The sequence below is a fragment of the Pantoea sp. UYEF8 genome (assembly GCF_040546285.1).
Classification (GTDB): Bacteria; Pseudomonadota; Gammaproteobacteria; order Enterobacterales; family Enterobacteriaceae; genus Pantoea; species Pantoea brenneri.
Genome location: NZ_JBEPNM010000011.1, coordinates 100,539 through 124,599, shown reverse-complemented (window position 1 = coordinate 124,599; position 24,061 = coordinate 100,539). Strand labels below are relative to the sequence as shown.

Below are 24,061 nucleotides of genomic sequence, written 5' to 3'. Positions count from 1 at the left end.
CCTTTTTTTCGGAGTAAACCTGGAAAAATTCATGCCATATTCAATTTTTTTGAGTGAATTTACATAACTTTAAACTAAGCGCGTAAAGCGTTTTATTTCACCCTCAGCATAATCTGCTTTATTTCCCGCGACCACATTGAGAAAACCTGAATAAGCCAGTTTCTCCTCGCCCATTACCCTCAGCTCAGGCGGCTGGCGTTTTTTCGTTTAACTCCGGTTTAGGTTTTTAACATATTCAATTTTTTTCGCCAGAAAAGGCGATCTTGCACAAAACAGACTCCATCCGGCGTAGATAACCCCATTCCTTTCTTATCATGCTGTGGTTAAGATAGTTGCGAACCGTTGTTAGCTGCGAAAAAACGGAAGCTTACCGCTGCGCACCTGGCCAGTTTCAGGGCCTCTCTACAGGATTAAGGCATGTTGAACCGGTTAAAAAAAACGCTGATCGCCGCACTGCTCCCAACGCTGATGTTCACCAGTCTGGCACCTGCCTGGGCCGACGTCAGTGATTCACTGCCCGATATGGGGACCACAGCGGGCTCAACGCTGTCGATTAATCAGGAATTACAGATGGGCGACTTCTACGTTCGCCAGTTGCGCGCCAGTGCTCCCCTGATCAATGACCCGTTGCTTAACCAGTACATCAATCAGCTCGGCCAGCGGCTGGTGTCACACGCCGATTCGGTTAAGACGCCGTTCCACTTCTTTCTGATTCAGAACGATGAACTCAACGCCTTTGCCTTCTTTGGCGGCAATGTGGTGCTGCACTCTGCGCTGTTCCGGTTCACCGAAAATGAAAGCCAGCTGGCCTCGGTAATGGCGCATGAAATTTCGCACGTGACGCAGCGCCATCTGGCACGCGCCATGGAAGATCAAAAGCGCAATGCCCCGCTCACCTGGGTCGGCGCGCTGGGCTCAATTCTGCTGGCGATGGCCAATCCGCAGGCCGGTATGGCGGCGCTGACCGGTACGCTGGCGGGAACCCAGCAAGGCATTATCAGCTTCACCCAGGGTAACGAGCAGGAGGCGGATCGCATCGGGATTCAGGTGCTGCAACGTGCCGGTTTCGATCCCCAGGCGATGCCAAATTTTTTACAGAAGCTGGCCGATCAGAGCCGCTTCTCGTCTAAGCCACCAGAAATTCTGCTGACGCACCCGCTGCCTGACAGCCGTCTGGCAGATGCGCGCAACCGCGCCAACCAGATGCGACCGGTGGTGGTGCAGTCCAGTCAGGATTTCTATCTGGCGAAGGTGCGTGCGCTGGGGATGTACGCCACCGGCCGCAATCAGCTGACCGATGAACTGTTGAACCAGTACGCCAGCGGTAACACCCGCGAACAGCTGGCGTCGCAGTACGGTAAGGCAGTGCAGTTTTTACAGGCGAAAAGCTATGCCGATGCGAAGCGGATCATCACTCCGCTGCTGGCGAAGCAGCCGGATAACGTCTGGTTCCTCGATATCATGTCGGATATCGACATCGGACTGAACCAGCCGCAACAGGCGATCGCCCTGCTTACCGGCGCGACCGGCGCGAAGAACAGCCCGGTAGTGCAGCTCAACCTGGCAAACGCCTACGTTGAAGCGAAACAGCCGGCCAACGCCAGCCGCATTCTGAATCGCTACACCTGGACCAACAAAGATGATCCTAACGGCTGGGACTTACTGGCACAGGCATCAGCACAGCAGGGACTGAACGATGAAGAGCTGTCGGCGCGCGCTGAAAGCCTGGCGCTCAACGGCCAGCTTGACCAGGCGATCACTACCCTTAGCAGCGCCAGCGCCCAGGTGCCGCTCGGCAGCCTGAAGCAGGCGCGTTACGATGCCCGTATCGATCAGCTGCGGCAGTTGCAGCAGCGTTTTAAACAATATCAGAAAGGCTAACCGGCCCGTTATCAGAGGAGATCGCCTGAAATGGTGACGATTTATCACAATCCGCGCTGTAGCAAGAGTCGCGAAACGCTGGCGCTGTTACAGGAACGCGGCATTGAACCCGAGGTGGTGCTCTATCTGCAAACCCCACCAACCCGCGACACGCTGCAAATCCTGCTGCAAAAGCTGGGGATGCAGAGTATACGCCAGCTGATGCGGACCAAAGAGCCGCTTTATCATGAGCTGGGGCTGGCGGAGGAAACGAAGAGTGAGGCTGAACTGATCGCCGTGCTGGTTGACCATCCCAGCCTGATTGAGCGACCGATTGTGATTAATGGCGACCAGGCGCGTATCGGCCGCCCACCGGAGGCGGTACTCGGGATTATTTAAAGGCCGAGCGTCTCTTTAACAAAGGGGATGGTCAGTTTGCGCTGGGCACTGATCGATGCACGATCGAGGCGATCCAGCGTATCAAACAGCGTGCGCATTTCGCGATCGAGTCGCTTCAGCAGGAAGCGGCCAACGTCTTCCGGCAGCTCAAAGCCGCGCAATCCGGCGCGCAGCTGCAACGCCTGTAGCTTATCTTCATCAGAGAGCGGCTGCAGACGGTAGATCTGGCCCCAGTCGAGACGCGAAGCCAGATCGGGCAACTGCAGATTAAGCTGACGTGGCGGACGATCGCCGGTGATAAACAGGCGGGTATTGCCGGTTTCCAGAATGCGGTTGTAGAGATCGAAGATCGCCATTTCCCACTCCGGCTCGCCGGCAATGCACTCGATATTATCGATGCATACCAGTGACAGTTGCTCCATCCCTTCCAGCACTTCCGGCACAAACCAGGTGCGCTTATCCAGCGGCACATAGCCGACCGCCGCACCGCGCGCTGACATTTCTGCGCAGGCTGCGTGCAGCAAATGGCTCCGGCCTCCGCCTTCGCGCGACCAGAAGTAGAGATAGCTGCCATGTTGTTGGTTGAGAGCACCTTTCAGCGCGGCAATCAGCGACGGGTTCTCCCCCGGCCAGAAGCTGGCGAAGGTTTCGTCGTCAGGCAAATAGAGTGGCAATGACAATTGTGCCGGCGTGTTCAGAAGCACCTCAGCAAGAGAACAAGCAAAAAACCGGGGAAGTCTACCACAGTTTTCAGAAAGAGATGAATGGAGCGTCCCTGCCCCGTTCTCAGGAAGCGGCTAACGATCAGCTATCCTGGCGTTCGTCAGCTTCCAGCACTACCTCTTCCGGGCGCAGCAGTGAAATCACGCGGAAGATCAGCGCTAATCCCACGCCAACGAGAGTGGCCAGCGCCATGCCTTTCAGTTCCGCCGCGCCGATATGCACCTTCGCGCCGCTGACGCCGATGATCAGGATTACCGAGGTCAGGATCAGATTCTGCGCTTTGTTGTAATCCACTTTGGATTCGATCAGCACCCGGATACCGGACGCGCCAATTACCCCGTACAGCAGCAGCGAGACGCCGCCCATCACCGGCACCGGGATCGCCTGAATCGCCGCCGCCAGTTTACCGACGCAGGACAGCAGAATGGCGAGGATCGCCGCGCCGCCAATTACCCAGGTGCTGTAGACGCGGGTAATCGCCATCACGCCGATATTCTCACCGTAGGTGGTGTTGGGGGTCGAGCCAAAGAAACCAGAAATCACCGTTGATAAGCCATTGGCGAACATCGAGCGGTGCAGGCCAGGGTCGCGGATCAGATCTTTCTTCACGATATTGGCCGTGACCACCAGATGGCCGATGTGTTCGGCAATCACCACCAGCGCCGCCGGCAGAATAGTCAGCATTGCCACCCACTCGAAGCGTGGCGTATAGAAGGTTGGCAGCGCGAACCACGGCGCGTTCTCTACCCCGCTCCAGTCGACGATGCCCATAAACCACGAGAGCGTATAGCCGACCAGCACCCCGATCAGAATCGGGATGATCGCCAGAAAGCCGCGAAACAGCACCGAACCAAACACCGTCACCGCCAGCGTCACCAGCGAGATAATCACCGTGGTGCTGTCGGGCGAACTGCCCTCAGCCGGCAGCAGACCGGCCATATTCGCCGCCACGCCAGCCAGTTCCAGGCCGATGACTGCGACAATCGCGCCCATCGCCGCCGGCGGGAACATCACATCCAGCCAGCCGGTACCGGCCCGTTTCACAATCAGCGCCACAATACAGAACAGCACGCCGCATAGAATAAATCCGCCGAGCGCCACCTCGTAGCCCAGTGGCAACAGCAGCAGCACCGGCGAGATAAAAGCAAAGCTTGAGCCGAGATAGGCAGGAATTTTGCCCTTACAGATAAACAGATAAATCAGCGTGCCGACACCGTTGAATAACAGTACGGTAGCCGGGTTGATGTGGAACAGAATCGGCACCAGCACCGTGGCGCCAAACATGGCGAACAGATGTTGCAGGCTGAGTGGAATGGTTTGCAGTAACGGCGGTCGTTCACTGACGCCAATGGCGCGACGAGTCATCATTTATCCCCTTGCGTTAGTTTTCCCCGTTGGTGACACCCGCGCCGACGCAGCGTCACGCAGAGTGCGGGAAGCTGATGCCAGACGGCGGGTGTTATCCGATTGGGGATGATGCTTTTTTTGCCAAAAAAAAGCCGACTCTCCGGCCGGCTATGCGATTTATTTGGTTCCGAAAATCTTATCCCCGGCGTCACCGAGCCCAGGAATGATGTAACCTTTGTCGTTCAGTCCCTGATCGACCGACGCGGTATAGAGCTCTACGTCAGGATGCGCTTTTTCCAGAGCGGCAATCCCTTCTGGCGCGGCCACCAGCACCAGCACTTTAATGCTGCTGCAACCGGCTTTTTTCAGCAGGTCGATGGTGGCGATCATTGAACCACCGGTCGCCAGCATCGGGTCTACCACCAGCGCCAGGCGCTCTTCAATGTTCGAGACCAGCTTCTGGAAATAGGGAACAGGTTCCAGGGTTTCTTCATCACGGTAGACGCCCACCACGCTGATGCGTGCGCTGGGAACATGCTCCAGCACGCCTTCCATCATGCCGAGACCGGCACGCAGAATCGGGACCACCGTAATTTTTTTACCTTTGATTTGATCGATCTGCACCGGGCCGTTCCAGCCCTCAATAGTCACTTTTTCGGTTTCCAGATCGGCGGTGGCTTCGTAGGTCAGCAGGCTGCCCACTTCTGATGCCAGCTCGCGGAAACGCTTGGTACTGATATCATGCTCACGCATCAAGCCCAGTTTATGTTTGACCAGCGGGTGTCTGACTTCCACGATCTTCATTGGTGTTCTCCCGGAATGAGTTGAGCTAAAAAAAAATCGCGGGATTATACCGCCTTTTCGCCTTCGCGCCACTTATCCTTGCGCAAGGCGGCAGCATTTACCGGGACAAAATAAGGATTGATGAAAATCGCCTGGCGCGCAATCCCGGACTCGCAAACGTTTGCCTGCGCTGGTAGAATTGCCGCGCTTTATTTAAACCACCAACCGCAACTCGCGTGGGGACCTCGCAGTGACCGACAAGACCTCTCTCAGTTACAAAGACGCCGGTGTTGATATTGATGCTGGTAACGCCCTGGTTGACCGTATTAAAGGCGTAGTGAAAAAGACGCGTCGCCCGGAAGTAATGGGTGGACTGGGCGGCTTCGGTGCGCTTTGCGCGCTGCCGCAAAAATACCGTGAACCGGTGCTGGTCTCCGGCACCGATGGCGTCGGCACCAAGCTGCGTCTGGCGATGGACCTTAAGCGCCACGATGCGATTGGCATTGACCTGGTCGCGATGTGCGTCAACGACCTGGTGGTTCAGGGTGCAGAGCCGCTGTTCTTCCTCGACTATTACGCCACCGGCAAACTGGACGTTGATACCGCTTCTGCGGTGATCACCGGCATCGCCGAAGGCTGTCTGCAGTCAGGTTGTGCGCTGGTTGGCGGCGAAACCGCTGAAATGCCGGGCATGTACCACGGTGAAGATTACGACGTAGCCGGTTTCTGTGTCGGCGTGGTTGAAAAATCAGAAATCATCGACGGCAGTAAAGTGCAGGACGGCGACGTGCTGATCGCGCTCGGTTCAAGCGGTCCTCACTCTAACGGCTACTCGCTGGTGCGTAAGATTCTGGAAGTCAGCAATACCGATCCGCTGGTTGAACAGCTGGAAGGCAAACCGCTGGCTGACCACCTGCTGGAACCAACCCGCATCTACGTAAAAAATATCCTCAGCCTGATTGAGCAGGTCGATGTGCATGCGATTGCGCACCTGACCGGCGGCGGCTTCTGGGAAAACATTCCGCGCGTCCTGCCCGACAACACCCAGGCGGTGATTGACGAGAAGAGCTGGCAGTGGCCTGCGGTATTCAGCTGGATGCAGCAGGCGGGCAACGTCAGCCGCTTTGAGATGTACCGCACCTTTAACTGCGGCGTCGGGATGATCATTGCCCTGAGCCCGGATGAGGCGGACAAAGCCGTCGCGCTGATGCAGGCTGCCGGTGAAAAAGCGTGGAAGCTGGGCGTGATCAAGGCCTCCGATGCGGAAGAGCGTGTGGTCATCAACGGATGAAAAAGCTGGTTGTACTGATTTCTGGCAACGGAACCAACCTTCAGTCCATCCTTGACGCCTGCGCCAGCGGGCGGATTAACGGCAGCGTCGCTGCCGTTATCAGCAACCGTGCTGCGGCCTATGGCCTGACCCGGGCGCAGGAAGCGGGCATTCCCGCCAAAGCGCTGGCCGCCAGCGACTTCGCTGATCGTGACGCCTTCGACCGTCAGCTGATCGCTGAAATCGAGGCCTGGTCACCGGATCTGGTGGTACTGGCAGGCTATATGCGGATTCTCAGCAGTGCGTTTGTCGCCCATTTCCATGACCGCCTGCTGAATATTCACCCTTCTCTGCTGCCGAAATACCCCGGCCTGCATACACACCGTCAGGCACTGGAGAGCGGCGATAGCGAACACGGGACCTCAGTGCATTTTGTCACCGATGAACTGGATGGCGGCCCGGTGATCCTGCAGGCCAAAGTGCCGGTATTCCCGGATGACAGTGAGGCGGAGATTACTGAGCGGGTGCAGCATCAGGAACATGCGATCTATCCGCTGGTGATTAGCTGGTTTATCGACGGACGGCTCAGGATGCGTGACGGGAAAGCCTGGCTGGACGGTGAACCCTTGCCGCCGCAGGGCTATGCAAACGACTGACGTGGAAGGAGAAGCCATCATTTCTTCTGAAGTGATGGCAGAGTAAAGGCTCAGAGAGCCTGTGCTCTCCGTAAAGACGCAAAAAACGCCATCCCTGGCCGCTCAGCGCGGGCGATTACGCACCTCATCCCTGAGGTGCGCCCGTAGCCGGGCCAACGCTTTGCGTTGTTCAAAAACGCTCCCGACGTTTTTGTCGATGGCCCGCGATGCTTTACTCCGGGCATCGGCTCCCATCGCTTTAAGTTTATCAGTCGTCTGACCAAACCCCGCTCTTCTCCCTTTCCTTAACCGTAGCGGCCGGTAATGTAATCTTCGGTGCGTCGTTGTTTCGGCGCAGTAAAGATGCGATCGGTATCGTCAAACTCCACCAGCGCGCCCTGATGCATAAAAGCGGTATAGTCCGATACGCGTGACGCCTGCTGCATATTGTGGGTGACCAGCACCAGCGTAAAGTGCTGCTTCAGCGTGGTCATCAGCTCTTCAATCACCAGGGTAGAGATGGGGTCCAGCGCCGAGGTCGGTTCATCCAGCAGCAGAACCTCCGGTTCGATAGCAATCGCCCGCGCAATCACCAGCCGCTGCTGCTGTCCGGTCGAGAGCGTCAGCGCATTCTGCCCCAGTTGATCCTTCACCTCACTCCATAACGCCGCCGCCCGCAGCGCACGTTCGCAGGCTTCGTTCAGCACCCGCCGATCGCGCACGCCCTGTAATCGCAGGCCGTAAACCACGTTTTCATAGATCGACTTCGGAAACGGATTGGGCCGCTGAAACACCATCCCGATACGCCGACGCAGCGCAGAAAGATCCTGATCCGGCCGCATGATCGGCACCGCGCCCAGCAGCACCTCACCGTCGATCCGACAGTGATCGATCACATCGTTCATCCGATTGAAGCAGCGCAGCAGGGTTGATTTACCGCAGCCGGACGGGCCGATCAGCGCGGTAATGCGGTTTTTTGGCACCTGCAGCGAAATGTCCTGCAGCGCCTGGCGCTCGCCGTACCACAGAGAGAGATGGTTAACGGTGAGCGCAATGTCAGTGTCGGGCGTCATAGTCATAGCCTGTTATTGAGTCATAAGGCGATAGCGTTCACGCAGGCGGTGACGCAGGCTCATCGCCAGCAAATTGAGCGACAGAATAATCAGCACCAGCAGCAGCGCGGTGGCGAACACCAGCGGCCGGTCAGCTTCAATATTCGGACTCTGAAACGCCAGATCGTAAATCTGGAAGCCAAGATGCATAAATTTGCGGTCGAGGTGCAGATAAGGGAACACCGCATCGATCGGTAATTCCGGCACCATTTTCACCACCCCGACCAGCATCAGCGGTGCGGTTTCGCCCGCTGCGCGTACCACGGCGAGGATCAATCCGGTCAGCATTGCCGGCACCGCCAGCGGCAGCACCACATGCCACAGGGTTTCCGCCTGCGTGGCACCAAGCGCCAGCGATCCCTGACGCAGACTATCTGGAATGCGGGAAAGTCCCTCCTCCGTCGCCACGATCACCACCGGCAGCGTCAGTAACGCCAGCGTTAACGCCGCCCACAGCAGGCCCGGCGTGCCGAAGGTCGGATTGGGCAATGCGCTGGCGAAGAACAGCTGATCGATCGTGCCGCCGACCAGCCAGACAAAAAAGCCAAGGCCAAAGACGCCATACACGATTGAAGGCACCCCGGCCAGATTAACCACCGCAATCCGCACCAGCCGGGTCAGTGCGTTGCGCCCGGCATATTCGTGCAGCCAGATTGCGGCGATCACCCCAAGCGGCATCACCACAATCGACATCAGCAACACCATCAGCACAGTGCCAAAGATCGCCGGGAAAGCACCGGATTCGCTTCCACCGTCGGCCGGCGAGTCGCTGACAAAGCGCCACAGCTGATGCAGGAAATGGAGACTCTTTTCGCCCAGCGTCATTGCGTTGGGTTTCCAGCTATCGACAATTTCCGTTAGCGGAATCGCGTGGTCGATGCCGTGCACATCCCGCAGGATCAGCACGTCGCGCTGGCTCTGCTGTTGCAGGCTGGCCAGCGTCTCGCTGAGATGATCGAACCGACGCTGCAAGGCCGCCTGATTCGCCTGATATTCCGACTGGGTCTGTAGATCAAAGCGACCGGCGGCGCGCTGCTGCGTGGCCTGTTCATCCAGCTGCTCACGCTGGCTGTTGACGCGTGCCATCTCTACCCGGCGAATCTGATTGGCCTGCCGCACCAGCAGTTGTACCTGCGCCAGCCGCTGATGCAGCAGCGCATCGGGATTGCGGGCGGTTAAGACCTCATTATCTTCGCGCAGGCCGATAAACCAGCCGTAAGCCTGGCCGTGACTGCGACGCTGCAACACCATGATCGCTTTCGGCTGGCTGACGCTGGCCGCTTGCCGGCTGTAGACCACGCGGAAATCGGGCGCGTCCCAGTCGCGGTTGCCGGTTTTAATCAGGTAGCGATGAACCTGTCCGCCGCTGTTGCCCTGCTCGTCAGCCGGGGCGGGAAAGCGCGGCTGATGCTCAAGAGTTTCGCCCAGCAGGCGCACCTCACGCCCGTCGGGCTGGCTGAAACTGTAGAGGTCAACCCGCTGCGGCCAGAAAGCCCGGACGCCCTGCCAGGCCAGCAGGCCAATCAACAGCGTAAAGGCTAACAGGCAGACCGCCACGGCACCGGCGGTTAACCAGCGCCAGCGATCGTTTTGTCGCATCACCTTCATACCTGCTCCTCATGCTGGCTGTAGCGCTGGCGCAAACGCTGACGGATCAGCTCCGCCACGGTATTGATTACCAGAGTGAACAGCAGCAGCATCAGGGCGCTGAGAAACAGGATGCGATAATGGGCGCTGCCAGCGGCGGCTTCCGGCATCTCGATGGCGATATTGGCTGACAGGGCGCGCAGTCCGCTGAACAATCCGCCCTGACTTTGCGGCGTGTTGCCGGTCGCCATCAGCAGAATCATCGTTTCCCCCACCGCGCGGCCCAGGCCGATCATCAGGGCGGCAAAGATCCCGGCTGAGGCGCCAGGCAACACCACTCGGGTCAGGGTTTGCCACGGCGTAGCACCCAGCGCCAGCGAGCCCTGCCCCAGCGATGCGGGCACGCTGAACAGCGCATCTTCAGAGAGCGTAAATATCAGCGGCACCAGCGCAAAGCCCATCGCCAGCGCCGCCACCAGCAGGTTGCGCTGTTCATAATGTGGCAGCCAGTCGCCTGCATCAGGGATAAACAGCGTTGGCAGCCACAGCGTCAGTAAGGTGACCAGCAGCAGCAGCGGCAGCAGAATCAGCACCTCGCGGCCCGGCTGTCGCCAGCGCGCCGGTAAACGCGCGCTGAGCGCGCCGCACAGCAGCAAACTGGCGGCCAGCGTCAGCGGCAGCAACAGCACTCCAATCAACGCCTGACTGATGTGCGGTGCCAGCCAGACACCGGCAATCAGCCCCACCACCACGCTCGGCAGCGCGCCCATCATTTCGATAGCCGGTTTAACCCAGCGACGCAGGCCCGGTGCCATAAAAAACGCGGTATACATGGCTGCCGCCAGCGCCAGCGGCGTGGCAAACAGCAGCGCTAAGCTGGCGGCTTTCAGCGTGCCGACCACCATCGGTACCAGGCTGAACTTGCCCTGATAGCTGTCGCCCGCCGCAGTCGATTGCCAGATCCAGTCCGGTGCCGGGTAATTTTCGTACCAGATTTTTTGCCAGAAATTACGCCAGGTAACGTCAGGCCACGGATTATCCAGCCGCAGGGTTTGCCAGCTGCCTGCCCGCTCAATCAGCAGACTGTCGCCACGCGGTGAGAACTGCGCGTCAAGAATGCCTGGCGCCAGCTGGCGCTGCAGAATCGGGCCATCCTGTTTGCTGGCGAACAGCCGCAGCAGGCCATTTTCACTGAGGGTGGCGAACACCCGACGTTGCGGCTCGGTGACAACTTTCGCCACTCCCGCGCTGTGCGCGAACGTCCGGATGCGTTGAAGACGCGGTCCCTGTGGGCTGGCGATCGCAAACCACTGGGTAATGCCGCTCTGATCCTGAATCAGCAGGCTCTTACCGCCCACCAGCAGATGCAGACTTTGCGGGCGCTGCGGCAGCGTCTGGGTTTCACGCAACCGCGCCTGATCCTCGTCGAGTTGCCAGACCCGCAGCACGTTGCCTTCGGTGGTATAGAGCAGATCGCCTGCCGGGGAAAGTGCCAGCAGGTCCAGCTGTTGCTGTGGCAGATCGACAGTGGCGGCCTGCTGATCGGTGCCGAGCGTCAGCACCGTCAGGCCGCGGTCGGTCAGCGCCGCGATACGCCACTGGCCTGGATGGCGAGTCGCCAGAGCCATTTTTGTCACCGCGCCGTGCGGCAGGTGAAACGGTTTGTCGCCCAGCGGAAAGCGCCACTGCTGTTCCGCTGTCGGTTGCATCAGCATCAGCGCACCCTGCATATTCAGCAGCAGCGTCTGGCCGTCGGCACTGCGCACCACCTGTTGCGGTGGCGGCGATAACGCCAGCGCCGGTTCCGCCGGTTGTCCATCCAACGGAATAAACCGCGCCGCGCCGTGCGCGCTGATACGCCAGCCGATACGACCATCATTGCCGAGGGCTAACGCCGGCGCGCGATCCCATAGCTGCTGATTACTGGCAATCTGCAGACCCGGTGCACTGAACAGCGGCAATACCACGCCAATCAGCCAGCAAAACAGCAGCAACATCAGCAGCAGAATCGCAATGCCACAGGACGTGACCAGCCGCCGCGTCAGGCGGTCAACGGCACGACGCTTACGGTCGCTGAACTGGACTGGGATGTGGTTTACGCTCATGCGGTTCCGGTAGCAGGCAAAAACAAGCCGCTATGTTGCCCGTAGCCGGTTGATAAGACAACTATTGACGTTGGACAACGCTGCCATACTCTCGCCATAATGATCAGGGACACTGGATCTTCAGTCCTGCAACCGCTATATGGAGTGAGAATGGGTCAGGTAAAGCTTTATATTGAAAAAGAATTAAGCTGGTTATCCTTTAACGAACGGGTTTTGCAGGAAGCGGCGGACAAAAGTAATCCGCTGATTGAGCGGATGCGTTTTCTCGGTATCTACTCCAATAACCTCGACGAATTCTACAAGGTGCGTTTCGCCGACCTGAAACGCCGCATTCTGATTGGTGAAGAGCAGGGTTCCGCCAGTACGCCACGTCATTTATTCAAGAAGATCCAGCAGCGAGTCCTGAAGTCTGACCAGGAGTTCGACGCCCTGTATAACGATCTGCTGCTGGAGATGGCGCGTAATCAGATCTTCCTGATCAACGAGCGCCAGCTCTCGCCGAATCAGCAGGCGTGGCTGCGCCACTATTTCAAACATGAACTGCGCCAGCATATCTCGCCGATTCTGATCACCCATGAAACTGACCTGACCGAATTTCTGAAAGACGATTACACCTATCTGGCGGTGGAAATTATCCGCGGCGATACCATTCGTTATGCGCTGCTGGAGATCCCGTCCGATAAAGTGCCGCGTTTCATTAATCTGCCGGCTGAGCCGCCGCGTCGTCGTAAGCCGATGATCCTGCTGGATAACATTTTACGTTACTGCCTGGACGATATTTTCAAAGGCTTTTACGACTACGACGCACTGAACGCCTACTCGATGAAGATGACGCGTGACGCCGAGTACGATCTGGTGACGGAGATGGAATCGAGTCTGCTGGAGCTGATGTCGTCCAGCCTGAAGCAACGCCTGACCGCCGAGCCGGTCCGCTTTGTCTACCAGCGCGACATGCCCGATTCGATGGTGGAACTGTTGTGTCACAAGCTCTCCATTTCTAACTTCGATTCCATATTGCCCGGCGGACGCTACCACAACTTTAAAGACTTCATTGGCTTCCCGAACGTCGGCAAAAACAACCTGGTGAACCGGCCGCTGCCGCAGATTCGCCATATCGGATTTGATGGCTTCCGCAATGGCTTTGATGCCATTCGCGATCGCGATGTGCTGCTCTATTATCCTTACCATACCTTTGAGCACGTGCTGGAACTGCTGCGTCAGGCGTCGTTTGACCCCAGCGTGCTGGCGATAAAAATCAATATTTATCGCGTCGCCAAACACTCACGCATCATGGATGCGATGATTCATGCGGCCTATAACGGTAAAAAAGTGACGGTGGTGGTTGAACTGCAGGCGCGCTTTGATGAAGAGGCGAACATCTACTGGGCTAAGCGCCTGACCGAAGCGGGCGTGCACGTAATTTTCTCTGCGCCGGGGCTGAAGATCCACGCCAAGCTGTTCCTGATTTCCCGCCGTGAAGGTGAAGAGATTGTGCGGTACGCGCATATCGGTACCGGCAACTTCAACGAAAAAACCGCCCGCCTCTATACCGACTACTCGTTGCTGACCGCCGATGCGCGTATCACCAACGAAGTGCGCCGGGTGTTTAACTTTATCGAGAACCCTTACCGGCCGGTCACCTTCGATCATCTGATGGTGTCACCGCAGAACTCACGCCGGATGCTGTATGAGTTGATCGATAACGAAATCGCCAATGCGCAGCAGAAAAAGCCATCCGGCATTACTCTGAAAATCAATAATCTGGTGGACAAAGGACTGGTTGACCGGCTTTATACAGCCTCCAGCGTGGGGGTTAAGGTCAATCTGCTGGTGCGCGGCATGTGCTCATTAATTCCCGATTTGCCGGGGATCAGTGAAAATATTCGCGTCATCAGTATCGTTGACCGTTATCTGGAGCACGATCGCGTCTATATTTTTGACAATGGCGGCGATAAAAAAGTGTTCCTCTCCTCGGCTGACTGGATGACGCGTAACATTGATTACCGCATCGAAGTGGCGGTGGCGATTCTCGATCCACGTATTAAGCAGCGCATACTCGACATTATTGCTATTCAGTTAAGTGATACGGTAAAAGCCCGCATCGTCGATAAAGAGTTGAGTAACCATTACGTCCAGCGCGGCAATCGTCGCAAAGTGCGATCGCAGCTGGCCATTTATGATTACATCAAGAACCTGGAACAACCTGAATAAATCCTATGCCAATTTCCCATAAAAGTACGCCAAAACCCCAGGAGTTTGCGGCGATCGACCTCGGATCGAACAGCTTCCATATGGTCATCGCCCGGGTGGTAGATGGCGCGATGCAGGTATTGGGTCGCCTGAAGCAGCGCGTCCATCTGGCTGACGGGCTGGATGCCAGTAATCGCCTGAGCGAAGAGGCGATGGAGCGGGGATTAACCTGCCTGGCGCTGTTCGCGGAACGCCTGCAGGGATTCAGCCCGAGCAATGTCACCATTGTCGGCACCCATACGCTGCGCCAGGCGGTCAACGCCGAAACCTTTTTGCAACGGGCCGCCGAGGTGATCCCCTATCCGATTGAGGTGATTTCAGGCCATGAAGAGGCCCGCCTGATCTTTATGGGCGTGGAGCATACTCAGCCGGAGAAAGGTCGCAAGCTGGTGATCGACATCGGTGGCGGGTCAACCGAACTGGTGATTGGCGAGGATTTTGAGCCGCAGCTGGTGGAAAGCCGCCGCATGGGTTGCGTCAGTTTCGCGCAGCTCTATTTCCCCAACGGTGAAATCAGCCGCGAGAATTTCCGTCGCGCCCGCTTAGCGGCCGCACAGAAGCTGGAAACGCTGGCGTGGCAGTATCGTCTGCATGGCTGGCAATATGCGCTGGGTGCGTCCGGCACCATCAAAGCCGCCTGTGAAGTGCTGCAGGCGATGGATGAGAAAGAGAAGCTGATTACGCCTGAGCGTCTCGACAAACTGTATGACGAAGTGATCAAACATAAATCGTTTGCCGCGCTGAGTCTGCCAGGCCTGTCGGAAGAGCGTAAAGGGGTGTTTGTACCGGGACTGGCGATTCTGTGCGGCGTGTTCGACGCGCTGGCAATTCGCGAGCTGCGCCTCTCCGATGGTGCGCTACGTGAAGGCGTGCTGTACGAAATGGAAGGCCGCTTCCGTCATCAGGATATCCGCAGCCGCACCGCGCAGAGTCTGGCGAACCATTACGCCATCGACAGCGATCAGGCGCGACGCGTGCTCGACACTACCGAACAGCTCTATCTGCAGTGGCGCGATCAGAATCCCAAACTGGCGAATCCGCAACTGGCGGCGCTGCTGAAGTGGGCGGCAATGCTGCATGAAGTCGGACTGACCATCAATCATAGCGGTCTGCAGCGCCATTCAGCCTACATCCTGCAAAACACCAATATGCCTGGCTTTAATCAGGATCAGCAAATGCTGCTGGCGGCGCTGGTAAGATTCCACCGGAAAGCGGTGAAACTCGATGAGTTGCCGCGGGTGACGCTGTTTAAGAAGAAGCAGTTCGTGCCGCTGATTTTCCTGTTGCGTCTGGGTACCCTGCTGAATAATCAGCGCCAGGCCACCACACGGCCGGATACTCTGGTGCTGAAGTGCGACGACGGCCACTGGACGCTGATTTTCCCCGCGGGCTATTTCAGTCAGAACACCCTGGTACAGCTCGATCTCGAGCGCGAGCAGGGTTACTGGAATGATGTCACCGGATGGAAACTGATCCTCGAAGAGGCCTGATAACGTGGGTGCCTGGCACCCATTTAACTGAACTGATGACCATGACACAACATACCGAACGTCTGCGTGACGAACACTATTTTGCCGAAACCTACGGCCTGACGCCGCCTCACTCTGAAGTCGTGGCGGCGCTACCACAGCTCAACGTCGGGAAAGCACTCGATCTCGGCTGTGGCGGTGGGCGTAGCACGCTGTATCTTAATCAGCACGGTTTCGACGTCACCGCATGGGATCATAATCCGCAAAGCCTGGCGCGCCTGCACGATATCATCGAGCGGGAAGGTCTGAGCGGCATCCATACCGAACAACGGGATCTGAACCAGACGCGCTTTAACGGTGGCTACGATTTTGTGCTGTCGACAGTGGTGATGATGTTTCTGCAACCGCAGAGCATTCCGCAGTTGATTGCTGATATGCAGGCCTGCACGGTGAAAAACGGCTACAACCTGATTGTGGCAGCGATGAACACCGACGATATGCCCTGCCCGAGCGATTTTACCTTTGCGTTTAAATCGGGCGAGCTGAGCAATTATTACCGTAACTGGCATATCGTGAAGTACAACGAAAATCCTGGCCAGCTGCACCGTAAAGATGAACACGGCAATCGCATTAACTGCCGCTTCGCCACGCTGCTGGCGCAGAAAGCCAGTTACTGATCTTTGTCTGCTGTTTTTTTCAACCGCGATTGATTTCGTCTGGCGACTGTGACTAAATGTTGCGGTCGCCCAGCTTTGGGTCATTACAGGAACCACCCCGCGTGAACAGCGCTATTTCTCCCCGAAGACGTCAAAAAACCGGCACCATGACCCGTATCGTGTTGCTGATCAGTTTTATCATTTTGTTTAGCCGCCTGATTTTTATCCTGCCTGCTGCCTTCGAACATCATCAGCAACAAAAATCGCTGCCTGAACCGGTTGCCGTCAGTTCTGGCGATACGCGTTAGCGAACACGACTTTTTCGCCTGAAAAACTGCCCCGCCGTCCGGTTGACTGCGCCATTTTTTGCATCCCTTTTTCAGGCGAAACGCTACACTTCGTGCTGGTGCTTTCAGACTAAAGGGATTCAATGTGTCTGCCTCACACTCTCAACGTTTAAGTGAAATACGTCATCGCATTCTGACGCTGCTGCTCAACGAGCACGATCTGGTTGATGCTTTGCTGGATAAATCCAGCGACCTCAGTCCTGAACAGCAACGTGAAAATGCGGCCCAGCGTGACGCGCTGGAGCAGGATATTCGTCAGCTGCACGCTGCCGACCTTGCCGACATCCTCGAAGCCTTACCGGAAGAAGAACGTCAGGCGCTGTGGCGACTGGTGCCAAACGAACGGCGCGGTCTGGTACTGGTGGAAGCCTCGGAAACCGTCTGGGCCAGCCTGACCGAAGAGATGAGCGATCGCGATATTCTGCGCGCCATCGAACCGCTGGATATTGATGATCAGGTGTGGCTGGCACGATATCTGCCTCGTGACCTGACGGGCCGCCTGCTGGCGACCGTGGAACCGGGCCTGCGCGCCCGCATGCTGAGCATGGTGGAGTTTGATCGCGATCGCGTCGGTCGGGTGATGGATTTCAATATCCTGACGGTACGCGACGACGTGACGCTGGCCACGGTGCAGCGATATCTGCGTAAGCACAAAAGCATGCCAGGCGGCACCGATAAAATCTTTATCACCAATGACGATAATCTGCTGCTTGGCGAACTGCTGCTGACCGATATTCTGCTGAACAAGCCGAAAACGCTGGTCAGTGAGGTAATGAATGCCCGCCCCACCACCTTCCAGCTTAACGATAAGGCGGAAGATGCCGCCAGCGCCTTCGAACGTTATAACCTGATCTCCGCGGCCGTTACTGATGCAAAGGGCCGCCTGATAGGCCGTATCACTATTGAAGACATTATCGATTTGGTGAATGCCGAAAACGAAAGCAATATCCGTAAAATGGGCGGTATCAGTCAGGAAGAGGACGTGTTTGCGCCGGTGCGGAAGTCAGTGCGTAAACGCTGGGCATGGCTGGCGATTAATCTCTGCACCGCCTTTGTCGCCTCGCGAGTGATTGGGCTGTTTGAAGGCACTATCTCGCAAATCGTGGCGCTCGCCACTCTGATGCCGATCGTCGCTGGCATCGGCGGCAATACCGGTAATCAAACCATCACCATGATTGTGCGTGCTCTGGCGCTACATCAGGTTGAGCCGGGAAACTTCTCGTTCCTGATTGTCCGTGAACTCGGCGTGGCGCTGATCAACGGCCTGTTCTGGGGCGGGATTATGGGCGGCATCACCTGGCTGATGTATGACAACCTCGCGCTGGGCGGCGTGATGATGCTGGCGATGGCGCTGAATCTGCTGCTGGCAGCGCTGATGGGCGTGCTGGTACCGCTGGTGATGACCAAAATGAAGCGCGATCCCGCCGTCGGCTCCAGCGTATTGATCACCGCCATCACCGACACCGGCGGTTTCTTTATCTTCCTGGGACTGGCTACCCTGTTCCTGCTGCCGCACTGAGCCTCAGGCGCGGCCCGGGTTGCATTGTAATGCTCGCTTGAGATTACGCTGGCGCGTCACCTGCGCCAGTTCACCGATGGCGGCTGGCAGCGCATAGGTGCCGCGCTGGCTTAACCACTTCAGCACATCGTCCAGATGCCAGATGGCGGTTTTGCCGTCATGCACCGGCAACGGAAACGGCGGGCGATGGCTGAGCATCAGTTTGCGCATATTCTGCCGCGACATGCCGGTTAATTCCGCCACATCCGTCAGTCCGACAAAATCGGGCGCGGCTTCCGCCAGCATGGCACCGGGTATGGCGCCGATGACCTCCGCTTCGGCGCGCATCAACGCCTCACTGGCAGAAGAGGCTTCACGGCTAAACTCCAGCGCAATTCTGCCAGGTACGCCGAGCCCGACCAGCGCATCATCACAGCCCGCCAGTGCCAGATTCTCCAGCATCTCATCCTGCGTGGCGTGCTCCGCTGGCAGGCTAAATCGTAAAGTAAAACGGTATTCCATGAGCCGCTCCTTTTGCTGTGTCAGGCCGTAAGAAAGTGACAATGATCAACCACGCGGCGCAGGGCATTGGCATGGTTTTGCGCACTCTTCGGCGTACTCCAGATTCAGGTCAGACAAAACTCGCCGCACCGACAGGTCATCAGGTTTTTCGGACAGTACATCTTGCCCCACGCATGATGGCCGCCCGGTACTACCCGCCATCCATGGGATTCGGCGTAACATAAAGCCGATTCAATCTCTTTACTGTGATGTCGCTTTCTGACCATTTGAGCCTCTAGCGTGACGTGAAACCAGTGGGTTGTCAACTGACAACTTGTTAAAGTGGAGATTATGCGGCTCAGCATGGGCAGACTTTTTCTCGCGGTAAAACAGTCAGGGTATAAACTGGAAAACGGCACGCAAAAAATCATCAACAGTGGATTTATGCGACCAGAATGAACAACAAACTATGGAGGCAACATGTTTAAACCGGATGATTTTGTCCAGTCAAAGACCGGCGGTCCAAAAATGCAGGTGCTGCGGGCAGAAGGCGATACTCTGTGGTGCGCACGCACAGACGATGCGACCAAAAAAGAGATTGAAGTGAAGGCTGATAGCGTGAATCTGTATCACGAAGAAGGCGACTTCGGCGTCTGCTGATGAAAACTGGCCCCGACGAACGGGGCCGGACTGTTACGGGTTATTCTGTTGAAGGTTGTCGTGGCCGAGGCCGCCGATAAACGGCAGACGTAACCGGAAAGGGGTGAAATCCAGCCCCATGTTTAATCCCAGCAGGTTCACTTCAAAGCCCTCTTCTGCGCCGAGCGTCACGCCCGCCACGCCCAGAATCGACACCTGTAATCCACGTCCCGATGGCGGCAACCCAATCGGACGCCACAGCGGTCGGTAATCTTTGCCCAGCGCATTAGCGGGCAGATCAAGCTTCAGTGCCGGTACTTCACGGCCAATGTGTGCCAGAAAGGTATTACTGTTGGGTCCCGGCCAGGCATGATAGGTGGTTGGCCACGGGTAAGATTTAATTGCTGCCTCAATCTGCGGAATCATCGCTTCCGCCGCCGGGCCGCGATGCTCCACCAGCAGCCGTGGTTTCGCGCCGTACCAGTACCCGTCAGGAATATTGGTGTTGCGGCGGACTTTATCGCCGCTGCCCCAGCTAATCACCTCATAACGGTTATAACGGCTTTCGCCAGCGCGTTTGAAAATGATCCACGGATGAACCGCTACCGCACCTTTCCAGCCATAGGTCGGTGCGGCATAGACCTGAACAATAGCCAGGTTGGCTATGGCGCGCGGATCGGGCGCGATACCGGCCGAATCACGACGGGCCGACCACCAGCCGCCCTTTTCGCTGTTATCGCTGTGGCGAGTGGCCTGCGCAATACTGGCCCCCAGCGATAACAGTAAGACGGCAACAAAAAACAGGCTGAACACTTTAAGTGAAAGCATGACAACATTCCTGAAGACAATAAATGGCAACGTCTGCTGAGCAGTCGGATTTACACGGGGCGGCTTTGGGATATTGAGCAAAAGCGGCGGGTAAAGGCTGGCGACAAGTGTGGCGCGCGTCTCTCTACTGCAGAGCAGAATAGCGCAATTCTCGTCAAAGTGAACAATAAAACGCCAGCGGCGGCCGGGGATGCGCTGAAAGGTTAAAACCGCGGGCAGAATGGCACGGTTTGTTTCGTCCAGTCTTCATCTGTCTGCCTTGCCGTAAAAATTGCGGAACAGCGGCGCTTACTCTGGTTACTGGCTTGATGGCGGCTGTCAATCGCTCCATTTCGCCAGACGGCTCCCAGCAAAAACCCAACACCACGCCGAACCGGACTTGACCATTCGGCCTTACAGAAACGCCAAAACAGCGAGCTGCGATCGTAGGCTTCTTAGCCTGAGCCTGAGCCTGAGCCTGAGCCTGAGCCTTCAGGCTGATGCCTGACACCCCATTTAACAACATTGCTGCTATATAAAAATCCGCCATCTCTCTTTGGGATGACGGATTTGTTATCCTTGCCAGCCAGGTATCCGGGCACCGGTCTGCTCCGGGTCCGGACTCTCCTTCCTTACGAGTGACGAGGAGGTTTATAAGCTAACTCAGAACCACGCCTCAAACATGCCGCCGACATTCAGCGAATCCAGTTGCTCGTTGCTGGTGGCATCGGCTCTGGCGATATGCGCGTTGTCCACCTGACCGCCGGTCACATAGAAGCGCAACATCGGACGGAACTCAGGCCCCATGCCAATGGCGATGTTCTGCGATAACGTTAGTTTCCAGCCTTTGTTATCTCCGCCCTGATCGTAATCCACACGCTGGTAGCCGGCTTCCAGCCAGGTTGAGTGCACGTCGTTCCAGAAATACATCGGTCGCACAATCGCAGCATAGTTTTTACGGTTGTCGGTGTTGTCCTTACCGTCATCGTAGTCATGGAAGGCCAGCAAATAATCGAGCTGCGCCTGCTGGGTAAACTTATGACTGCCCTCGAAGCTGGCGTAGACCGTGGTCAGATCGTCCGTTTTGTTGTAGACGCTGTTATCCGAGTTGTCGGAATAGCGCAGAATGACTTTGTTCACCCCGCTGTCGTTAGTGTGGCTCAGTACCAGACCGCCCTGCCAGGCATCGAGCTGCTCATCGTTGTCTATCGCTTTCGAGTCAAAGCCGTAGTTGGCGTACACTTCGACATCAATCGGCCCGGCCTTGATGCCGTGGGTTTTGGTGGTCAGCGCATAATGGCCATCATCACCGGTGTCGGAGCTACCGGTACAGGTGATACGTGATGGATTAGTCTCATCGGCCGACACTTCCGGGCTACAGGATTTCACCTGCGACACCGTTGCCACGTCAAACTGAATACCGCCAATAGCCAAGTTTTTCACCCCGGCCCCCTGGCCGTCATGGTTCATCCAGAAGTAGTCGTTGATCCCCTGCTGCGGACGTTGATGGAAATCGCGGCCAGCCCAGATATAGGCATTTGGGTTTGATTCGAAGACGTTAGTGACGCCTGCATAGGCCTTTTTCAGGTTCACTTCATCGCTCCAGTGGTCAAACATGACGTTAATGTCCCAGATGGCCCCTCTGTCGCTTTTGAAGGCTTTGCTCAACTGGAATTCACCGCCGTTACTTTCGTTACCCAGACGACCGATCGCCGAGGCACCGTTATAGGATCCCTCGACGCCAACATATTTCTGATCGCCCGCCTGGAAGTGGCTGCCGTAGCGGGCGTAGCCACTGAATTTAAGACCAAATGGAATGGCTAAATCCGGAGAGGCAGCAGTGGTTTGCGGGTCAGTAATAACGTCGACTTTTTTATCGGCAGCAGCAGTGATTTTCGCCTGCCTTTCGGCCAGGGCTTTATCAATCGCTTTAGCGACAATGGCGTCAATCTGTTCCTGAGTGAATTCCTGTGCCAGAACGGAAACAGAGCACAGTGCGGTAATTATCGCCATTGCTAAAGGGATTGTTTTTACAGTTTTCATGGCTATCTCAAATTAATTAATTATATCTTTAGAAAATAACCATCCTGTTTCGGTGTGAATAGAAACAACGTCACCAAAACAAGTTGATTTTATTTTTATTTCGTAGAGGTACAGTTAAATAATTAGCGTAATGAGTGTCTCCGTAGTCAGGGTGAGTAAATATTACTGGGGTCAAAAGTGAATAATCCATTCCACTAATTCAAATTGCAGCAAGGATTGCATCCGATAATTCGGTGCTAAGACTCCTTCACGGTCAGAGGCTGGTGCGCTTATCCGGCGCAACGCCATCCTTAGCATTAAGGCTGGCGTTGCACTTATTACCTGAATTGACACTTAGTATTTAATTAAATCGTGATTCACTGGCATCCCAGCTATAAGTGTTATTTTCAATTAGAAAATCACCCAACTCCTGATAACTGAAGTGATAAAACTCTGCGCTGGCAGCATAACCAGAATAGTCAACGACCGCGAGGCCAACAAATGCTCCGGTAAAGAATCCTCCATAGCTTTGCAGTACATAATCATCTGAAAGGATGGCTGAATCTAATTTGACAGGGATTTCAGTGAAATTGATTCCGTCAAAACTATATTCATAACTATAGGTTTCCTTCCGAACTTTGGTGCGAAACCAGACATATTGCGTTTCCTCCGGAATCTTAATGGCCTCATCTTTCAGATAGGAGGTGTATTTCCCACGATTATTCTCACCAATTTCGATAACGGCTCCATTAATTTCATTCCAGGTAATGAAAACAAAACTCCAATGGCGGTCGTTGTAATAATGGGTTAACCCTGCCATTTGCTGGTAATTAAATGGCTCAAATTTAACTTTAACCTGCGCATCAAAATAAAAGGCTTGCCAGCGTCGGGCAATCAGCGAGAGGTCATGGGTATTCGCTAGCGATCCCTGCCCTGTCAGGGTTAACTTTCCATCACCCGTCGTTCCCATTTTTTCGGTGAACGGGACCCGGAGCGTATTCCAGTTGAGATCAAGTGTCGCCGTTATAAAATCATCGTGCTGGCTATGATCTTTTGCGCTTTCGGTATAAATCGCATCTGCTGGCCCTTCGACAAACGTTCGTCCACTGTGGCCTCCTGCAATACGTGGCCAGCCATCTTTATCCCAATACACTTTCTGGATAGAGGTTTCTCTCCCCAGGGTAGACCAACCACGAGGGTCGTAGGCGGACTCACCGACACGGTTCCACGGACGCGCGCAAAGCGAAGCATAATACCATTCCCCTGTCGGGGTTGAGACCAACGAGCCGTGCCCCTGCTTTTGAATATAGCTGTCTGGCTTATCCATATTGGTTAAGAACACTTCCCCTGGCTGTGTTTCAAAACTATTGGCATTCAATGTTTTTGAACGCGCCACGACTTCCTGGTGAGTGAAAACGGTTCCGCCTTGAGCGGCAAAAAGATAATAATAGCCGTTCAGTTTGTAGAGATGTGGCCCCTCGACCAGGGCGACGGCAGTACCGCGATAAATCGTTCGCGCAGTTTCTGGTTTTAATTTCAGCGTCTGTGTATCAAGCTCAGTTAACGTAATGCCATCAAAAGGATGATGATACTCGCGATGATCCCAGGTTTGTTGAATGAGGTATTTACGACCATCGTCATCATGGAAAAGTGAAGCGTCAAAACCGACACCATTAAGTTTAATCGGATCTGTCCATGGGCCACGAATGTCAGTGGCTGTAGTCAGATAATTGGTCATGTCTTTAAAGGCACCTTCGGTGACTTTCACATCGGTATAAACTAACCAGAATTTACCATCAGCATACGAAAGCGCTGGTGCCCAAATCCCGCCGGATGAAGGATTTCCTTTCATATCTAAAAGCGCGGTTGTTGATAATGGGGCCGGGAGAAGATTCCAGTGTTCCAGGTCTTTTGACTCATGTAAACGAACACCCGGGAACCACTCAAAAGTAGAATTTGCAATATAGTAGGTGTCTTCTACACGGATAATGCTCGGATCGGCATTAAATCCAGGTAAGATAGGGTTTTGAATCAGAGACATATAATCATAC

The 24,061-nt window shown here is 55.8% G+C and carries 20 protein-coding genes and 1 pseudogene; 10 read left to right on the top strand and 11 right to left on the bottom strand.

Annotated elements, in window-relative coordinates:
• Nucleotides 1-417 precede the first annotated feature (417 nt).
• Entirely contained in the window at nt 418-1,881 is a 1,464-nt protein-coding gene (bepA, locus tag ABIB18_RS18675) for a beta-barrel assembly-enhancing protease (protein WP_046288175.1), read from the top strand.
• 30 nt (nt 1,882-1,911) lie between these two features.
• Entirely contained in the window at nt 1,912-2,259 is a 348-nt protein-coding gene (gene arsC, locus ABIB18_RS18670) for an arsenate reductase (glutaredoxin) (RefSeq protein WP_354475216.1), read from the top strand.
• Here arsC and hda read toward each other — a convergent pair.
• The 3 genes from hda to upp all read right to left on the bottom strand — a co-directional run bounded on the left by hda (nt 2,256) and on the right by upp (nt 5,133).
• The gene (gene hda, locus ABIB18_RS18665; RefSeq protein ID WP_180217190.1) at nt 2,256-2,957 is read right to left on the bottom strand and encodes a DnaA inactivator Hda; all 702 of its coding nucleotides are present in this window, start codon (nt 2,955-2,957) and stop codon (nt 2,256-2,258) included. The genes arsC and hda overlap by 4 nt on opposite strands.
• Before the next feature lie 106 nt (nt 2,958-3,063).
• Nucleotides 3,064-4,347 carry a uracil permease gene (gene uraA, locus ABIB18_RS18660; protein WP_031375380.1) on the bottom strand — a complete coding sequence of 428 codons (1,284 nt, stop codon included), beginning with the start codon at nt 4,345-4,347 and terminating at the stop codon, nt 3,064-3,066.
• 159 nt (nt 4,348-4,506) lie between these two features.
• Nucleotides 4,507-5,133 (bottom strand): uracil phosphoribosyltransferase, encoded by a 627-nt coding sequence (upp, locus tag ABIB18_RS18655; RefSeq protein WP_031375379.1) that lies wholly within the window; start codon nt 5,131-5,133, stop codon nt 4,507-4,509.
• 229 nt (nt 5,134-5,362) lie between these two features.
• On the opposite strand from upp, the gene purM reads away from it, so the two are divergent.
• Both purM and purN read left to right on the top strand, forming a co-directional pair.
• Nucleotides 5,363-6,403 (top strand): phosphoribosylformylglycinamidine cyclo-ligase, encoded by a 1,041-nt coding sequence (purM, locus tag ABIB18_RS18650; RefSeq protein WP_031375378.1) that lies wholly within the window; start codon nt 5,363-5,365, stop codon nt 6,401-6,403.
• Nucleotides 6,400-7,038: a phosphoribosylglycinamide formyltransferase gene (gene purN / locus ABIB18_RS18645; RefSeq protein WP_354475213.1), complete on the top strand. Its 639-nt coding sequence runs from the start codon at nt 6,400-6,402 to the stop codon at nt 7,036-7,038. The genes purM and purN overlap by 4 nt, the downstream gene beginning before the upstream one ends.
• A gap of 284 nt (nt 7,039-7,322) precedes the next feature.
• On the opposite strand, the gene pstB is transcribed toward purN, so the two are convergent.
• The 3 genes from pstB to ABIB18_RS18630 are packed head-to-tail and all read right to left on the bottom strand — an operon-like array spanning nt 7,323 to nt 11,821.
• On the bottom strand, nt 7,323-8,090 hold the full coding sequence (gene pstB, locus ABIB18_RS18640) for a phosphate ABC transporter ATP-binding protein PstB (protein ID WP_354475211.1): 768 nt from the start codon (nt 8,088-8,090) through the stop codon (nt 7,323-7,325).
• A gap of 12 nt (nt 8,091-8,102) precedes the next feature.
• Nucleotides 8,103-9,737: a phosphate ABC transporter permease PstA gene (gene pstA, locus ABIB18_RS18635; RefSeq protein ID WP_354475209.1), complete on the bottom strand. Its 1,635-nt coding sequence runs from the start codon at nt 9,735-9,737 to the stop codon at nt 8,103-8,105.
• Nucleotides 9,734-11,821, bottom strand: coding sequence for an ABC transporter permease subunit (locus tag ABIB18_RS18630; RefSeq protein ID WP_031375374.1), 2,088 nt, complete (start codon nt 11,819-11,821; stop codon nt 9,734-9,736). The genes pstA and ABIB18_RS18630 overlap by 4 nt, the downstream gene beginning before the upstream one ends.
• A 150-nt stretch (nt 11,822-11,971) precedes the next feature.
• Here ABIB18_RS18630 and ppk1 point away from each other — a divergent pair, with 150 nt between their 5' ends.
• The 5 genes from ppk1 (at nt 11,972) to mgtE (ending at nt 18,062) form a co-directional block, all read left to right on the top strand.
• On the top strand, nt 11,972-14,032 hold the full coding sequence (gene ppk1, locus ABIB18_RS18625) for a polyphosphate kinase 1 (protein WP_031375373.1): 2,061 nt from the start codon (nt 11,972-11,974) through the stop codon (nt 14,030-14,032).
• Nucleotides 14,033-14,037: 5 nt separating this feature from the next.
• Nucleotides 14,038-15,561 carry an exopolyphosphatase gene (ppx, locus tag ABIB18_RS18620; protein WP_031375372.1) on the top strand — a complete coding sequence of 508 codons (1,524 nt, stop codon included), beginning with the start codon at nt 14,038-14,040 and terminating at the stop codon, nt 15,559-15,561.
• Between the two features lie 35 nt (nt 15,562-15,596).
• Nucleotides 15,597-16,217: a tellurite resistance methyltransferase TehB gene (gene tehB, locus ABIB18_RS18615; RefSeq protein WP_354475206.1), complete on the top strand. Its 621-nt coding sequence runs from the start codon at nt 15,597-15,599 to the stop codon at nt 16,215-16,217.
• A 101-nt stretch (nt 16,218-16,318) separates the two neighbouring features.
• Nucleotides 16,319-16,504, top strand: coding sequence for a YfgG family protein (locus ABIB18_RS18610; protein WP_031375371.1), 186 nt, complete (start codon nt 16,319-16,321; stop codon nt 16,502-16,504).
• A 124-nt stretch (nt 16,505-16,628) separates the two neighbouring features.
• The gene (mgtE, locus tag ABIB18_RS18605; RefSeq protein WP_031375370.1) at nt 16,629-18,062 is read left to right on the top strand and encodes a magnesium transporter; all 1,434 of its coding nucleotides are present in this window, start codon (nt 16,629-16,631) and stop codon (nt 18,060-18,062) included.
• Nucleotides 18,063-18,065: 3 nt separating this feature from the next.
• Here the strand turns inward: mgtE and ABIB18_RS18600 are convergent, their stop codons facing one another.
• Nucleotides 18,066-18,563 carry a helix-turn-helix transcriptional regulator gene (locus ABIB18_RS18600; protein ID WP_069728712.1) on the bottom strand — a complete coding sequence of 166 codons (498 nt, stop codon included), beginning with the start codon at nt 18,561-18,563 and terminating at the stop codon, nt 18,066-18,068.
• A gap of 20 nt (nt 18,564-18,583) precedes the next feature.
• Nucleotides 18,584-18,829: pseudogene (locus ABIB18_RS18595) on the bottom strand (hypothetical protein).
• 193 nt (nt 18,830-19,022) lie between these two features.
• Between ABIB18_RS18595 and ABIB18_RS18590 the strand changes: the two are divergent.
• Entirely contained in the window at nt 19,023-19,202 is a 180-nt protein-coding gene (locus ABIB18_RS18590; protein WP_031375368.1) for a GDFGVC terminal motif YodC-like protein, read from the top strand.
• A 33-nt stretch (nt 19,203-19,235) separates the two neighbouring features.
• Here the strand turns inward: ABIB18_RS18590 and ABIB18_RS18585 are convergent, their stop codons facing one another.
• The 3 genes from ABIB18_RS18585 to ABIB18_RS18575 all read right to left on the bottom strand — a co-directional run bounded on the left by ABIB18_RS18585 (nt 19,236) and on the right by ABIB18_RS18575 (nt 24,051).
• Nucleotides 19,236-20,009 (bottom strand): DUF3750 domain-containing protein, encoded by a 774-nt coding sequence (locus ABIB18_RS18585; RefSeq protein WP_031375367.1) that lies wholly within the window; start codon nt 20,007-20,009, stop codon nt 19,236-19,238.
• Nucleotides 20,010-20,651: 642 nt separating this feature from the next.
• Nucleotides 20,652-22,031 (bottom strand): carbohydrate porin, encoded by a 1,380-nt coding sequence (locus ABIB18_RS18580; RefSeq protein WP_354475202.1) that lies wholly within the window; start codon nt 22,029-22,031, stop codon nt 20,652-20,654.
• A gap of 340 nt (nt 22,032-22,371) precedes the next feature.
• On the bottom strand, nt 22,372-24,051 hold the full coding sequence (locus tag ABIB18_RS18575) for a glycoside hydrolase family 43 protein (RefSeq protein WP_354475200.1): 1,680 nt from the start codon (nt 24,049-24,051) through the stop codon (nt 22,372-22,374).
• Nucleotides 24,052-24,061: the final 10 nt, after the last annotated feature.